We start from the raw sequence: 13,623 nt of genomic DNA on the forward strand, positions 1-13,623 counted from the left end.
CCCGATTGGACCAAAAAAGCGTGGCGAACCTGTGTTCGGGCGGGCGCAATCGCGCCTTGTTCGGCGGGCAGCCGTTCACGATTTCAGGATTCCGGCCTTGAATCACGATTCCTATAATGATGCGCTCATCCGCCGCATCCTGCGCGAGGTGAAGACGATCGCGCTGGTCGGCGCCTCCGCCAACGAGGCGCGGCCGAGCTGGATCGTGACGAAATACCTGCTCGATCGCGGCTATGACGTCATCCCGGTCAATCCCGGGCTCGCCGGCCAGACCCTGCTCGGCAAGACCGTCTATGGCTCGCTGAAGGACATCCCCAAGCCGCTCGACATGGTCGAGATCTTCCGCAATTCCGAGGCGGCCGGGCCGATCACCGACGAGGCGCTGGCGCTCGACCCGCTGCCGAAGGTCATCTGGATGCAGCTTTCGGTGCGCAATGACGAGGCTGCGGCGCGCGCCGAGGCCAGGGGCGTCACCGTGATCATGAACCGCTGCCCGAAGATCGAGTACGGCAGGCTGTCCGGCGAGATCGGCTGGCAAGGCATCAATTCGCGGATTCTTTCGGCCAAGAAGCCGGCCCTCGCCGGCAAGGGCTTCCAGAAGCTGACGATCAACCGACCGGGGACCTGACCCGGCAGCACAAGGGGCGGCGATGCGCGAGGAGTCCACGACCTGTTGCATCGCCGGCGGCGGCCCGGCTGGGATGATGCTCGGCTTCCTGCTGGCACGGGCCGGGGTCGACGTCATCGTGCTCGAGAAGCACGCCGATTTCCTGCGCGATTTCCGCGGCGACACGATCCATCCCTCGACCTTGCAGCTGATGTACGAGCTCGGCCTGCTCGATGAGTTCCTCAAGCTGCCGCACAACAAGGAGAGCGAGGTCGCGGTCCGCTTCGGCGACGAGGAGATCACGGCCGCGGATTTCAGCCACCTCAAGGTGAAGGCGCCCTATATCGCCTTCATGCCGCAATGGGATTTCCTCGATTTCCTGGCGGACCACGGCAAGGCCGAGCCGCATTTCAGGCTGCTGGTCAATGCCAGGGCCGACGGGCTGATCGAGGAGCACGGCCGCGTGACCGGCGTCAATGTCGCGACGCCCGACGGCCCGCTCGCGATCAAGGCCGATCTCGTCGTCGCGGCCGATGGGCGCCGCTCCGATCTGCGTGCGGCCTCCGGTCTCTCGGTCGAGGTGCTCGGCGCCCCGATGGACGTGCTCTGGTTCCGGCTCTCGCGCAAGCAGGGCGACCACAACCACACATTCGGGCAGATTGCCGGCGGACGCTTCTTCATCATGCTGAACCGCGGCGACTATTGGCAATGCGCCTTCGTCATTCCGAAGGGCTCGCTCGAAAGCCTGCAGGCGAAAGGCCTCGATGCGTTCAAGGACGGGCTCGTGGCGCTGTCGCCCGCCCTCGCCGACCGGGTGCCGGAGCTCACGAACTGGGACGAGATCAAGCTGCTTTCGGTCGCGGTCGAGCGCATGCAGCGCTGGTGGAAGCCAGGCTTCATCTGCATCGGCGATGCCGCCCATACGATGTCGCCGATCGGCGGCGTCGGCGTGAATCTCGCGGTACAGGATGCGGTCGCGGCGGCCAATCTGCTGGCGAGGCCCCTGCGCGAGAAGCGGCTGGCCGATTCCGATCTCGCCGCTGTGCAGAAGCGGCGTGAATTCCCCGCGAAGATGACGCAGATGATGCAGATCGCGATCCAGAACCGGATCATCACACCCCTGCTCGCCAGCCAGGGGCCGATCGCGCCGCCCTTTGCCCTGCGGCTGGTCCAGCGCTTCCCGATCCTGCGACGGATTCCGGCGCGGCTCATCGGGATGGGCGTCAGGCCCGAGCATATCGGGCCTGAGCTCAGGCCGGTGCAGCGCTAGGTTATCGATGCTGGCGCACCCTACTTGAAGCCGCGTCCGTAGGGCTTCAGCCAGCCCGGCGCGGCCTGCGGCGACTGCGCCGGGATCTCGTAGACCCAGGGGCCGGGCTCGCGCCAGGTGATGCGGACAATGTAGTTCTTCGGCCGCGGCTGACCGAGCGCGCGCGCCATGTTGCGCGACATCCGCTCGAAGCTCAGGTCGCTGGCATAGCTGTAGTTCGGGTCGACCTTGTCGTTGAAGACCAGCACATTGTTGCTGAACTTGACGAAGAGCTTGCCGCTGTCGTTGCGGCTGGGCTCGATCGAGACGGTGCCGGTCATCTGGAAATCACCGGCATCGCGGTTGCTGCCGTGCAGCACGAGATAGCCGGTGGCATAGCCGCCGGTGGCGGCGCCGACCTCGGCATGGAACTGCGTCTGATACGGCCGGAACGCCAGGCTGGCCCGGCCGTCCGGCGCCGTCTTGCCCTCGCGCAGGACCTCGTCGCGCAGGAAGGCGGCATAACGGACGAGATGCTCGTCGATCTGCCGTTCCAGGTTCTTGTCGGCCTTCATGTAGGCCGCCCATTTCGGATCGTCGATCACCTCGACATCCCCGGCCCGGCCGCTGAACCAGAGATCGAACAGCTCCTGCGCATACTCGTCCATGACGATGCGAACGCCGGTGAGCAGCAATTGCGCGGCGATCGGTTCGAAAGTCTTCTTGAGATCGATGGACGAGCGCGGCAATGATCATCTCCAATTCAATTCAGAGGCTATCGAATACAAGAAAAAATTCACGCAGCATGCTGTAATGCCGCGCGCAGAGCGTTATCGGACATTCCCGCAAGCTCAAATTGGACCAATTTCCACTCCGGCAGCCCCTCGTTCCTCCTTCGAACGAAGGTTGACAGGGTGGGGTCGTTCGATAAAAAGAACACTCCGATCGCCAAGGCTGCACAGGAGCCGCTTCATGACCGACCGCGCCCCGGGTTTCCACACGCTCGCCATCCATGCGGGCGCTGCCCCTGACGCAGCCACCGGCGCGCGTGCGACGCCGATCTACCAGACGACCTCCTTCGTCTTCGACGATGTCGACCATGCCGCCTCGCTGTTCGGGCTGCAGGCCTTCGGAAACATCTATACGCGCATCGGAAACCCGACCAACGCGGTGCTGGAGGAGCGTGTCGCGGCGCTCGAAGGCGGCACGGCGGCGCTGGCGGTCGCTTCCGGCCATGCGGCCGAGTTCCTGACCTTCCACGCCCTGCTGCAGCCGGGCGACGAGTTCGTCGCCGCGCGCAAGCTGTATGGCGGCTCGATCAATCAGTTCAACCACTCGTACAAGAACTTCGGCTGGAACGTGATCTGGGCCGATTCCGACGATCTCGAGGCCTTCGCCGCCGCGGTGACGCCGCGCACCAAGGCGATCTTCGTCGAGTCGATCGCCAATCCCGGCGGCGTCATTGTCGACATCGCCGGCATCTCGGCCATCGCCAAGAGGCACAACATCCCGCTCATCGTCGACAACACGATGGCGAGCCCCTACCTGATCCGCCCGTTCGAGCACGGCGCCGACATCATCGTGCATTCGGCCACGAAATTCCTCGGCGGCCATGGCAACTCGATCGGCGGGCTGATCGTCGATGGCGGCTCGTTCAACTGGCTCGGCGACGAGCGCTACCCGATGCTGTCCAAGCCGCGGCCGGAATATAACGGCATGGTGCTGGGCGAGACCTTCGGCAATTTCGCCTTCGCCATCGCGACCCGCGTGCTCGGCCTGCGCGACATGGGCCCGGCGCTGTCGCCCTTCAACGCCTTCATGATCCTGACCGGCATCGAGACGCTGCCGCTGCGGATGCAGCGCCATTGCGAGAGCGCGCTCGCCGTCGCGACGCATCTCTCCAAGCATCCGGCGGTGAGCTGGGTCAGCTATCCCGGCCTGCCCGGCGACAAGTATCACGAGCTCGCCAAGCGCTATTCGCCGAAGGGCGCCGGCGCGGTCTTCACCCTCGGCCTGAAGGGCGGCTACGATGCCGGCGTCCAGCTGGTCTCGAAGCTCGGCCTGTTCTCGCATCTCGCCAATATCGGCGACACGCGCTCGCTGGTGATCCACCCGGCCTCGACCACCCATCGCCAGCTTTCGGACGCGCAGAAGACGGCGTCCGGCGCCGGGCCGGAAGTGGTCAGGCTCTCGATCGGCCTCGAGGATGTCGCCGACCTGATCGACGATCTCGACCAGGCTCTGGCATAGGCGTCGCCGTCACACTCGGGCGACGGACAGCACCTTCTGCGTCATGGTCGGGCTTGTCCCGACCATCCACGTCTTCGCCGGTCGAAGGCGGTGTTCAAGACGTGGATGCTCGGCACAGGGCCGAGCATGAGGGCGTGGTTCAGGCGCTCGCGCTGTTCCGCGTCAGATGCACCACGACCATCGCCAGCACCATGAAGGCGAGCGCCTGATGCGCCAGGCCGGCCCAGAGCGGCACGACCAGCACGAGCGTGACGATGCCGAGCGCGGCCTGCGAGAGCGTCAGCCCCGCAATCGCGGTGGCGCGCCTGGCCGTGCCTGACCCCGGCGCGGCGCCGCGCATCGAAAACGCGTGCCAGAGCGCAGCGGCGAGCAGCAGGTAGGCGCCGAGGCGGTGGTTGAACTGCACCAGCGCGACATTGTCGACGAAGTTCTCCCAGAAGGAGGGCTGCGCGAACAGGGTCGCGCCCGACGGAACCAGGGCTCCGTCCATCAGCGGCCAGGTGTTGAAGGTGAAGCCCGCCTTCGAGCCGGCGACGAGGCCGCCAAGCGCGATCTGGATAAAGGTCAGCGCCAGCAGCAGCCAGGAGAACGCCTGCCCCCTCGCCTGCTCGACCCGCCGCGGCGGCGTCAGCGAGGTGGCGAAGGCGATGACCGAGGCGAAGAACAGCCCGGCAAAGGTGAGATGCAAGGTCAGCTTCACCGGCGCGACCGCGATCATGCCGGGCTCCAGGCCGGAGGCGACCATGATCCAGCCGATCGCGCCCTGCAGACCGAGCAGCAGGCCCATGCCGAACAGGATCGCGGTCTGGCGCCAGGGCAGCAGCCGGCGCAGCGCCACCACAAGGAAGCCGGCGAGATAGACCAGGCCGATGAAGCGGCCGAGCTGGCGATGGCCCCATTCCCACCAGTAGATGAACTGGAACTCGCCAAGGCTCATGCCAGTGTTGAGCAGCTGGTATTGCGGGCTGGCGCGGTATTTCTCGAACTCGGCCACCCAGCTCGCGCTGGAGAGCGGCGGCAGCGCGCCGGTGATCGGTTTCCACTCGGTGATCGAGAGGCCGGAGCCGGTGAGTCGCGTCGCGCCGCCGACCACGACCATGGCGAAGACGAGCGCCGCGACCACCCAGAGCCAGCGGCGGATGCCGGCATGGTTCGCGGTGCCCGAGACGGTTTCGAGCGGTTGTTTCAGGGCAATCGTCACGGAACCGAGGCCTCTGGTCGCAGGAAGCGCGCTTCACAAGCGCGGTCGGCGGTGACAGATAGACCCGCATCATCCGCCGAACAACGCTCGCGATGCCGCAGCCGGAGCAGACATGACCCAGAGCCACCGCAAGCTGATCGGCACGGTCGCGATCCTGATCTTCGTTTGCGTCTATGCGCTCGTCGCCATGGCGCTGGCGCAGGGGCGGATCACCGAGGCGTCGAAGACCGTGCAGGCGATCGCCTATATCGCGCTCGGCCTCGCCTGGATCCTGCCGCTGCTGCCGCTGATCAAGTGGATGGAGCGGAAGGACAAGGACCACGGCGGAGCGTGATCGCTTTCACAGCGGCCCTGGTTCAGAGATACGAGACGGCGAACACGGTGCCGATGATCGCAATAACACCGAATACCCTGTGCTTCTCGAGCAGGTAGCCCCCCAGGAACCCCAACACATTCGCAATCACGGCGCCGACGGCGAACTTGAAGCCGTTCTGAAGAGCAGCCAGGACGATCATGACGGCTATAGCTATCATCATTCCGATGTCGGACCGCTCGACGCCTAGATGTCGCGACACTCTGAAGCCAAGAATGATCGGCCATATGCCGAACATCAGGAAATAGAAAAGTACCATCCAGCCCTTCCCCTACCCGACATTCACCTTCCGCCCCTTGTTCCACACGAGGAACGGCAGCCCCGACAGCAGCGCCCGCAGGGCCTCCTCGCTCTGGTGATAGCCGTTGAGCGAGACGCGCGGCAGGGCGTGGAGATGGCTCGCATGCGGCTCGAAGAGCTGGCCCGGACGCGTCGTCACGGCGCTGACGAAGCCCGCCTCGCGCGCCAGGGCGAATTCGCGCGGCCCGGCCGAGCCGGGATCACCGACCGGATAGGCGAGATGGCGGATGGGCAAGCCGAGCTCCGCCTCCAGCCGCGCCTTGCTCTCGGCGATCTCACGACTGGCGACCTCCGGCGGATGCTTGGCCAGCATCGGGTGGCTCATGGTATGGGCGCCGATCGTCACGTCCGGTGCGCCGGCGAGCGAGCGCAGCGTCTCCCAGGGCACGCATTCGCGCTCCACCAGGGCGGCGCTGGCGATGCCCGCCTGCCCCGCGAGATCGGAAATCGCAGCAAGCAGAGTCGCTTCCGGGCCTTTGCGCAGACGCCAGTAGAGCCTGGAGAAGGCGAGCCGCTTCTCCCCATCGCTTTCGGTGCGGGCCGAGAAGCCGCCATCCGGCAGGTCGAGCGAGACGCGCGGCAGTGCCCGGATCGCCTCCTCCAGCTCCAGCCACCAGAGCCGCGCCGTGCGCTCGGCGAAGCCGGGCGTGACGAACAGGGTCCAGGGCGCGCCATGCCTGGCCAGCACCGGCCAGGCATGATCGAGATTGTCGCGATAGCCGTCGTCGAAGGTCAGCGCGACGAAAAAGCGGCCCGGCTTGGACTCGCTCAGCCGCACCAGCGCCTCGTCGAGCGAGACGATGTCGTAGCCCTCGCCCCGGATCAGGCCGAGCGTCCGGTCGAGGAAATCCGGCGTGACCTCCAGCAGCCGGTTCGGCGCGAAGCCGCGCTCGCGCCAGGGCCGGACATTATGCATCGTCAGGATCACGCCGCGCCCCTGGGCGACGCCCCTGCCCCAGCGATCGGCGCCGGTCAGGGCGATAGCCTTGAAGGCGGCAGAGAACATGTGGTGGCGCAGGCTCATCAGGCTCGTCATATCCGCTGCATCTTTGAGCATTTCCAGAGGTGAGGCCAAAACCGCCTCGCTTGGAAAACCTTAACGCTGTTCGCCGATGCTTCGGCTGCTCACGATCATCTTGGCAGGTCCGTTCACAATGCCGGGTTAAGGGAGGCTGATGGAAGTGCCGAAGGATCCGTCACCGATGTCCGCCCTTGCCGAACGCCCTGCGGGTTTGCCTCTGGCCGAGAGCCGGAGCCTATCCGGTGCGCGGCCCTGGCGCAGCATCGCGATCGCGTCCGACATGGCCGCGATCGAGGCGGAGTGGCGCGCGCTCGAAGCCCGCGCGCTGGTGACGCCCTATCAGTCCTATGGCTGGGTCCAGGCCTTCGTGGCGACCGTCGGCGCAGCACATGACATGGCCTTCCGTCATGTCGTGCTGCGCGATGCGGCCGGCATCGCGCAGGCGATCCTGCCGCTGACGATCACACACCGTCGCGGCATCCGCTTCGCCGAGTTCGTCGGCGGCAAGCACGCCAATTATCATATGGGCCTCTATGCCCCGGATTTCGCCGCTTCTGTCGATGCCGACGCGGCGCGCGCCATGCTCGCCGAGATCGGCGCCGCCATTGGCGGGCTCGACGGACTGATCTTCGTCAACCAGCCGACCATGTGGCAGGGCGTGCCCAATCCGACCGCCCTCATCGCCGCCGGGCCGAGCCCGAGCGGCGCCTACAAGCTCGCGCTCGACCAGGGCGATTGCGACGGCACTCTGAAGCGCTCGATGAGCGCGCATGCGCGCAAGAAGCTGAAGAACAAGCGCAACCGCTTCGCCGGCTTCGGCAAGTCCACCCTGGTCCGGGCCGAGGAGCCGGCCGAGATCGAACGCGTCATCGACGCCTTCCTGGCGCAGAAGGCGGTGCGCTTCCAGGCGATGGGCGTGCCGGATCCCTTTGCCGAGCCAGCGGTGCGTGAATTCCTGCGCCAGGCGGCGACGCCGGGCCTCAGCGTCTCGCCGCCGCTCGAACTCTATTCGCTCGATGTCGATGGCCGCTCGGTCGCGACCTATGTCGGCGCCGTGCAGGGCAGCCGCTTCTCGGGCATGGCGACCTCCTTCGACATGGAAAGCGAGATCGCCAAGACCAGCCCGGGCGAGATCCTGCTGGTCGACCTGATCAAGCTGAAATGTCATGCCGGCATCACGGTCTTCGATCTCGGCGTCGGCGAGGCGCGCTACAAGACAACGATCTGCGATGATCGCGACGAGTTGGTCGACACCTTCCTGCCGCTGACGGCCAAGGGCCGGGCCTTCGCCCTGTTCAGCCGGGCGAAGCGCGTGGCGAAACGCCGGATCAAGAGCTCGCCGCTGGCACTGAAGATCGCGCAGCGCGCCTCGGGCTGGCTCAACCGGCGCCGCGGCACTGAGGCGGAAGACTAGAGCATTTCCGCGTTTCCTCGAATCGCGAAAATGCTCCATCTATTTGTTCTGACGCATTTTCTTCACGCGAACCGGTATTCACTTCGCGCGAAAATGCTCTAACCGTCATTGCGAGCGAAGCGAGGCAATCCAGGGGCGGCAGTGCTCTACGCCCCCTGGATTGCTTCGTCGCTCTGCTCCTCGCAATGACGGCTCCAGGACCTGTCCTCACATGGAAGGACTGACCCTACGCCATCGCCTCGTCGGCCTCGCGCTCCGAGAAGGGCAGCGGCACGGACGGGGCATCCAGAACCAGCGCGACCGGGGCCTTGGTCAGATCGGCGACCCGATAGGCAGCCTCGACGGCATGGCCGTTGCCGACCTGGCCGGCCATGACCAGCACGCCCTGGGAACGGCTGACGAGCGGGGTGAGCTCGGCATTGTCGTCGCCGGTGGCGGCCACGACCAGAACCCAGTCATAGGTCTCGCAGAGCGCATCAAGCGCGACCTCGATCAATCCCGGCGCGGCGAAGACCGCCGCACGCCCGGCCCGGCCGGCGCTGATGCTGTGCAGGCGCGAGCCCGGCTCGCGCATGATGATGTCGGAGAACAGCGCCTCGCCGGCGAGTAGCTCCGAGAAGCCGGGGCGGGTGCGGTCCTCGTCCTTGCCGAGATCGATGACGATGCAGCGGCAGCGCTGCGCCAGCAGCTCGGCAAGGTCGCGCGCGGAGGTGGCGCCCGGACCGCCGCCATCGAGGATCGCGACAAGCGGCGCCATGCCGCGCGGCGGCTCGGCGATGCGCTCGGCGAGATCGCCGAGGGTGCCGTCGGGATCGGCGCGATCGAGCGTGATCTGGCCGAGGCGGCCGGTATGGGTCAGGAGCCCGGCGACGCGCTCGCGGCGCTGCTCGCCCTTGCTCGGGCGGGTCGCGCCGGCGGCACCGCCGCCGACCCAGCCCGGCGCGCGGCGCGGCTCGGTCGGCGTCGGGGCGCCGGCCTGCCCGTTCAGCAATTCACGCGAGGCGACCGTCGCGAGCGCGACCAGGAAGGTCGCCAGCGTCGAGACGATCATGATCGGGACTTTCTTCGGGAAGGACGGCTCGGTCGGCTCGATGGCGCGCGAGATGATGCGTGCATCGGCCGGCGTCGCATTCTGGGCGTCGCGCGCGATCGCCTCGCGATAGCGGCCCATATATTGCTCGAGCTGGTCGCGCAGCGTGCGCGCCTCGCGCTCCAGGGCGCGCAGCTGGACCTCGCTGTCATTGGCGCTGGAGACGTTCTTCTTCTGGCCGTCGAGCGCGGCGGTGAAGCTCTCGACCCGCTGAGAGGCGATCTTGGCCTCATTCTCGAGCGTGCGCACGGCGCGCTCGGCGGCGCCGCGGATCTGGCCTTCGAGATCGGCGAGCTGGGCGTTGAGCTCCTTGATGCGCGGATGCTCCGGCAGGAGCGTGCGCGATTCGAGCGCGATCTGGGCGCGCAGGTTGACGCGCTGCTCGATCAGCCGGCGGACCAGGTCGTTATTGGCGACATCCGGGATCTCGAAGGTGCGGCCCTGCTTGATCGCGTCGCGGATCAGCCCGGCCTTGGCCTGCGCCTCGGCCTGCTGGCTGCGGGCGTTGGAGAGCTGGGTCGAGAGATCGGCGAGCTGCTGCGAGGTGATGGTCGTGTTGTTGGAGCCGACGAGCAGGCCATTGCGCGAACGGAAATCCTCGACCTTGGCCTCGGCCTCGGCAAGGCGCTTGCGCAGCGGCTCGATCGTGGTGGACAGCCAGGAGGAGGCGCTGCGGGCGGTGTCCTGCTTCGCCGCCTCCTGCATCTCAAGATAGAGCGCGGCGATCTCATTGGCGCCCTTGGCGGCGAGCGCCGGGTCCTGCGAGGTGAACTCGACGGCGACGATGCGCGAGCGGCCGACCGGATAGACCAGCAGCCGGTCGTAGAATTTCTCCAGCACGCGTTCTTCCGGCGAACGGTCGGCCGGATGGGCGCCGAGCCCGACGAGGACGCCGATCTTCCTGAGCGCATTGAGCGCCCCGGCGCCGGAATCGAATTCGGAATTGCCGACGAGCCCGATCCGCTTGATCGCCTCGCGCGCCAGGTCACGCGACATGATGACCTGGACCTGGCTCTGCACGCCCTCGGCGTCGAATTGCTGGCTGGAGGATTCGCCGCCCAACTGCCCCGGCCGCGTGAAATAACTGTCGCGGTTCTCGAGCAGGATGCGCGCCTCGCCAGTATAGCGCGGCGTCACCATGTTGACGGCGACAAAGGAGAGGCCCAGCGCCAGCAGGCTGGGCCCGATGATCCAGAGCTTGCGGCGCTTGATGGCGGCCCAAAGCGCGCCGAGGTCGAGCATGTCGCCGCGACCTTCGCCGGCATCCCGCACTTCGCTGTCGGTTCGAGCGGTCATGACCCATCCATTCACGCAAAACACGTGCGCCCAGGACAGGGCGCGATTGGGATGAAAGCTGATTAAGGTTAGTGGCGGGTTAAGATGAACCGCGAAGCAGAAGGTCGCGACATCGCGGGCAATCAGTCTTTGTTAACCATATCGCCCTACCCATGACCGTAGGTTATGCATGGGTTTCGCACGTAATGAGTCGACCACTCGCCTCTCTTGCACTGGCCGCCGCGCTGGCGGTGAGCGCCTGCGCGCCACGCTATGTCGTGTCCGAATTCGCGGTCGCCGATGTCCATGCGCCCTATGTGCTGGCGAGCGGCGACAGGCTGCGCATCATCGTCTTCGGCCAGGATAATCTCTCGAACATCTATGCGGTCGATGGCTCCGGCCGGATCTCGATGCCGCTGATCGGCGCGGTCGAGGCGCAGGGGCGCACCACCCAGCAGCTCGAGCGCGCCATCGAAGGCCGCCTGCGCGCCGGCTTCCTGCGCGAGCCCAAGGTCTCGGTCGAGGTCGATGCCTACCGGCCCTTCTTCGTGCTCGGCGAGGTCACCAGTTCCGGACAGTTCCCCTTCGTCAACGGCATGACCGTGCAGACCGCGGTCGCGATAGCCGGCGGCTTCACCCCGCGCGGCCAGCGCGACTGGGCCGAGGTCACCCGCCAGATCGACGGGCAGCTCATCACCAGCGCCGTGCCGATCACCTTCCCGGTGCAGCCCGGCGACACGATCGTCATCAAGGAACGCTGGTTCTGAGCCGGGCGAGGAAACGGTCATGACCGACGGCTCCGAGTACCGGCCGCTACGCATCCTGCATGTCTTCCGCGCCCCGCTCGGCGGCTTGTTCCGGCATGTGCTCGACCTTGCACGCGGCCAGGTCGAGCGCGGGCACGAGGTCGGCATCTTCTGCGATTCGACAACAGGCGGAACGCGCGCCGACGAGGTCTTCGCCGAGCTCTCCGGCAAGCTCGCGCTCGGTGTCACGCGCGTGCCGATGTCGCGCTATCCGAGCCTGACCGACGCCAAGGCGCAGCTCAGCGCCATCTCGACGCGGGCGAAGCTCGATCCCGATATCGTGCACGCCCATGGCTCGAAAGGCGGCGTCTATGCGCGGCTGCCGGCCCTGCTCTCGCCCGGGCGGCGCTATGCCACCGCCTATACCCCGCATGGCGGCAGCTTCAACTACAAGCCGGGCAGCACCGAGCACCGCATCTACATGGCGGTCGAGCGGCTGCTCGAACGCGCCACCGACATGTTCCTGTTCGAGAGCGCCTTCATCGCCGGGCGGTTCGAGGCACATATCGGCCATCTGCCGCGCACCGACCACCGCATCGTGCTGAACGGCATCTCGGAGGCCGAGTTCGAACCGATCGACCATGACGAGGCGAATTTCGACCTGCTCTATCTCGGCGAATTGCGCCAGGCCAAGGGCGTCGACACGCTGATCGATGCGCTCGCGCTCCTCAGGCAAAGGGACAAGCTCGAGCCGCGTGTGCTCATCGTCGGCTCCGGCCCAGACGAGCAGAGCCTGCGCCGGATGACGGTCGAGCGCGGCATTGACGGTCAATGCGTGTTCGAGCCGCCGGGACCGATCCGCCGGGCGCTGTCCAAGGCCCATGTCATGGTCATCCCGTCGCGGGCGGAATCGCTGCCTTATGTCATCCTCGAAGCGGCCGCGGCCGCGCAGCCGCTGATCTCGACCGATGTCGGCGGCATCAAGGAGATCTACGGCCCGCAGCATTCGCACCGGCTGATCCCGGCCAACGAGCCTAAGATCCTGGCCGAGGAGATCGCGATCATGCTGGCGACGCCGGCCGGGGAAAGACGGGCGCAGGCCGCCGATCTCGCCAGCCATGTCCGGCGGCATTTCTCGCTCGACTCGATGATCGACGGCGTGCTGGCGGCCTATCGCATCGCGCTGCTGACGCGCGGCAGCTAGATCGCCGCGCGTCCTTCCGGACGCACACTGGCGATCCAGCTCCTCGTTCCGGCATCCGCTCTATCCGAAAGGTGCGTCCCACTTCTCGGGCCGATGCCAGGCTGCACTTACATCAGCTTGAGCGCCAGCACGCCCGACAGCACCAGGGCGATGCCGAGCCAGCCGGTGAGGTAGATGCGCTGGCCGAAGGCGAGCGCGCCGATGATCGCGGTCAGCACGAGGCCGGCCCCGCCCCAGACGGCATAGGCGACCGACAGGTCCATACCGCGAATGGCCTGGGCCAGCGCCGCGAAGGCGCCGATGACCAGCGCGGTGCCGAGCAGGCCGGACAAGCGGCGCTTGAAGCCATCGGACAGCTTCAGCAGATAGGTGCCGCCGAGTTCGAGCACGACCGCGAGCGCCAGCCAGAGCAGCGCCAGCGATTGCGGCAGGAGAGCGCTGGTCACGCCAGCCTCCCCTCGTCGTCATCCGGACCATGGCCGACGCCACGTTCGAGCAGGACGATGCCGGCGATGATCGCCGCCAGCGCCAGGATGCGCTCGGGCGAGAGATGTTCGCCGAACAGGAGGTAGCCGGCCGCGGCGATGCCGACGATGCCGAGCCCTTCCCAGACCGCATAGGCCACGGCCATCGGAATGACGCGCAGCGCGATGCTGAGCAGGGCGAAGGAGAGTCCGATCAGCACCAGGGGCAGAAGCCCCAGGAGCCAGGGCGCGGAGACGACCGATTTCAGCGCGGCCGTCGCGACGATCTCGACGGCGATGGCCGCGAGCAGAATCAACCAATGAAAAGACATGTTGCACACGGGCGAAGCCGGCGCTGGACGTCGCGGGTGCGACTCTAGGCAGCTAGGCAAAGTTCGAGTTTGAAAGACGATGTCCGGACCAGATAAC

At 66.7% G+C, this 13,623-nt stretch carries 14 protein-coding genes; 7 read left to right on the forward strand and 7 right to left on the reverse strand.

Features of this window, described 5'->3' with window-relative positions; genetic code table 11:
* Nucleotides 1–97: 97 nt before the first annotated feature.
* Both EV560_RS16800 and EV560_RS16805 read left to right on the forward strand, forming a co-directional pair.
* Nucleotides 98–628: a CoA-binding protein gene (locus tag EV560_RS16800; protein WP_248312089.1), complete on the forward strand. Its 531-nt coding sequence runs from the start codon at nucleotides 98–100 to the stop codon at nucleotides 626–628.
* 22 nt (nucleotides 629–650) lie between these two features.
* Nucleotides 651–1,877, forward strand: coding sequence for an FAD-dependent oxidoreductase (locus EV560_RS16805; protein WP_131856939.1), 1,227 nt, complete (start codon nucleotides 651–653; stop codon nucleotides 1,875–1,877).
* Nucleotides 1,878–1,897: 20 nt separating this feature from the next.
* On the opposite strand, the gene EV560_RS16810 is transcribed toward EV560_RS16805, so the two are convergent.
* Nucleotides 1,898–2,605, reverse strand: coding sequence for a hypothetical protein (locus tag EV560_RS16810; protein ID WP_131856940.1), 708 nt, complete (start codon nucleotides 2,603–2,605; stop codon nucleotides 1,898–1,900).
* A 223-nt stretch (nucleotides 2,606–2,828) separates the two neighbouring features.
* Between EV560_RS16810 and EV560_RS16815 the strand changes: the two genes are divergently transcribed.
* On the forward strand, nucleotides 2,829–4,106 hold the full coding sequence (locus tag EV560_RS16815) for an O-acetylhomoserine aminocarboxypropyltransferase (RefSeq protein ID WP_131856941.1): 1,278 nt from the start codon (nucleotides 2,829–2,831) through the stop codon (nucleotides 4,104–4,106).
* A 139-nt stretch (nucleotides 4,107–4,245) separates the two neighbouring features.
* Here EV560_RS16815 and EV560_RS16820 read toward each other — a convergent pair whose 3' ends face one another.
* Entirely contained in the window at nucleotides 4,246–5,307 is a 1,062-nt protein-coding gene (locus EV560_RS16820; RefSeq protein ID WP_248312090.1) for a COX15/CtaA family protein, read from the reverse strand.
* Between the two features lie 112 nt (nucleotides 5,308–5,419).
* Here EV560_RS16820 and EV560_RS16825 point away from each other — a divergent pair, with 112 nt between their 5' ends.
* Entirely contained in the window at nucleotides 5,420–5,641 is a 222-nt protein-coding gene (locus tag EV560_RS16825; RefSeq protein WP_131856942.1) for a DUF2842 domain-containing protein, read from the forward strand.
* Between the two features lie 22 nt (nucleotides 5,642–5,663).
* On the opposite strand, the gene EV560_RS16830 is transcribed toward EV560_RS16825, so the two are convergent.
* Together EV560_RS16830 and EV560_RS16835 are read right to left on the reverse strand one after the other, a co-directional pair.
* Nucleotides 5,664–5,939: a hypothetical protein gene (locus EV560_RS16830; protein ID WP_131856943.1), complete on the reverse strand. Its 276-nt coding sequence runs from the start codon at nucleotides 5,937–5,939 to the stop codon at nucleotides 5,664–5,666.
* Between the two features lie 12 nt (nucleotides 5,940–5,951).
* Nucleotides 5,952–7,016, reverse strand: a complete 1,065-nt coding sequence (locus EV560_RS16835; RefSeq protein WP_465247016.1) for a polysaccharide deacetylase family protein — start codon at nucleotides 7,014–7,016, stop codon at nucleotides 5,952–5,954.
* 166 nt (nucleotides 7,017–7,182) lie between these two features.
* Here EV560_RS16835 and EV560_RS16840 point away from each other — a divergent pair, with 166 nt between their 5' ends.
* Complete coding sequence (locus tag EV560_RS16840) at nucleotides 7,183–8,415, forward strand: GNAT family N-acetyltransferase (protein ID WP_131856944.1); 1,233 nt, start codon at nucleotides 7,183–7,185, stop codon at nucleotides 8,413–8,415.
* A 226-nt stretch (nucleotides 8,416–8,641) separates the two neighbouring features.
* Here the strand turns inward: EV560_RS16840 and EV560_RS16845 are convergent, their stop codons facing one another.
* Nucleotides 8,642–10,801, reverse strand: a complete 2,160-nt coding sequence (locus EV560_RS16845; RefSeq protein ID WP_131856945.1) for a GumC family protein — start codon at nucleotides 10,799–10,801, stop codon at nucleotides 8,642–8,644.
* A gap of 185 nt (nucleotides 10,802–10,986) precedes the next feature.
* Between EV560_RS16845 and EV560_RS16850 the strand changes: the two genes are divergently transcribed.
* Nucleotides 10,987–11,547 carry a polysaccharide biosynthesis/export family protein gene (locus EV560_RS16850; protein WP_131856946.1) on the forward strand — a complete coding sequence of 187 codons (561 nt, stop codon included), beginning with the start codon at nucleotides 10,987–10,989 and terminating at the stop codon, nucleotides 11,545–11,547.
* A gap of 19 nt (nucleotides 11,548–11,566) precedes the next feature.
* Complete coding sequence (locus tag EV560_RS16855) at nucleotides 11,567–12,730, forward strand: glycosyltransferase (RefSeq protein WP_131856947.1); 1,164 nt, start codon at nucleotides 11,567–11,569, stop codon at nucleotides 12,728–12,730.
* Nucleotides 12,731–12,837: 107 nt separating this feature from the next.
* Here the strand turns inward: EV560_RS16855 and mdtI are convergent, their stop codons facing one another.
* Together mdtI and EV560_RS16865 are read right to left on the reverse strand one after the other, a co-directional pair.
* Nucleotides 12,838–13,176, reverse strand: coding sequence for a multidrug/spermidine efflux SMR transporter subunit MdtI (mdtI, locus tag EV560_RS16860; RefSeq protein ID WP_248312091.1), 339 nt, complete (start codon nucleotides 13,174–13,176; stop codon nucleotides 12,838–12,840).
* Complete coding sequence (locus tag EV560_RS16865; RefSeq protein WP_131856948.1) at nucleotides 13,173–13,526, reverse strand: DMT family transporter; 354 nt, start codon at nucleotides 13,524–13,526, stop codon at nucleotides 13,173–13,175. Before EV560_RS16865 ends, mdtI begins: the two co-directional genes overlap by 4 nt.
* Nucleotides 13,527–13,623 lie beyond the last annotated feature (97 nt).

The sequence above is a fragment of the Allobosea sp. BK604 genome, assembly GCF_004341515.1.
GTDB lineage: Bacteria > Pseudomonadota > Alphaproteobacteria > Rhizobiales > Beijerinckiaceae > Allobosea.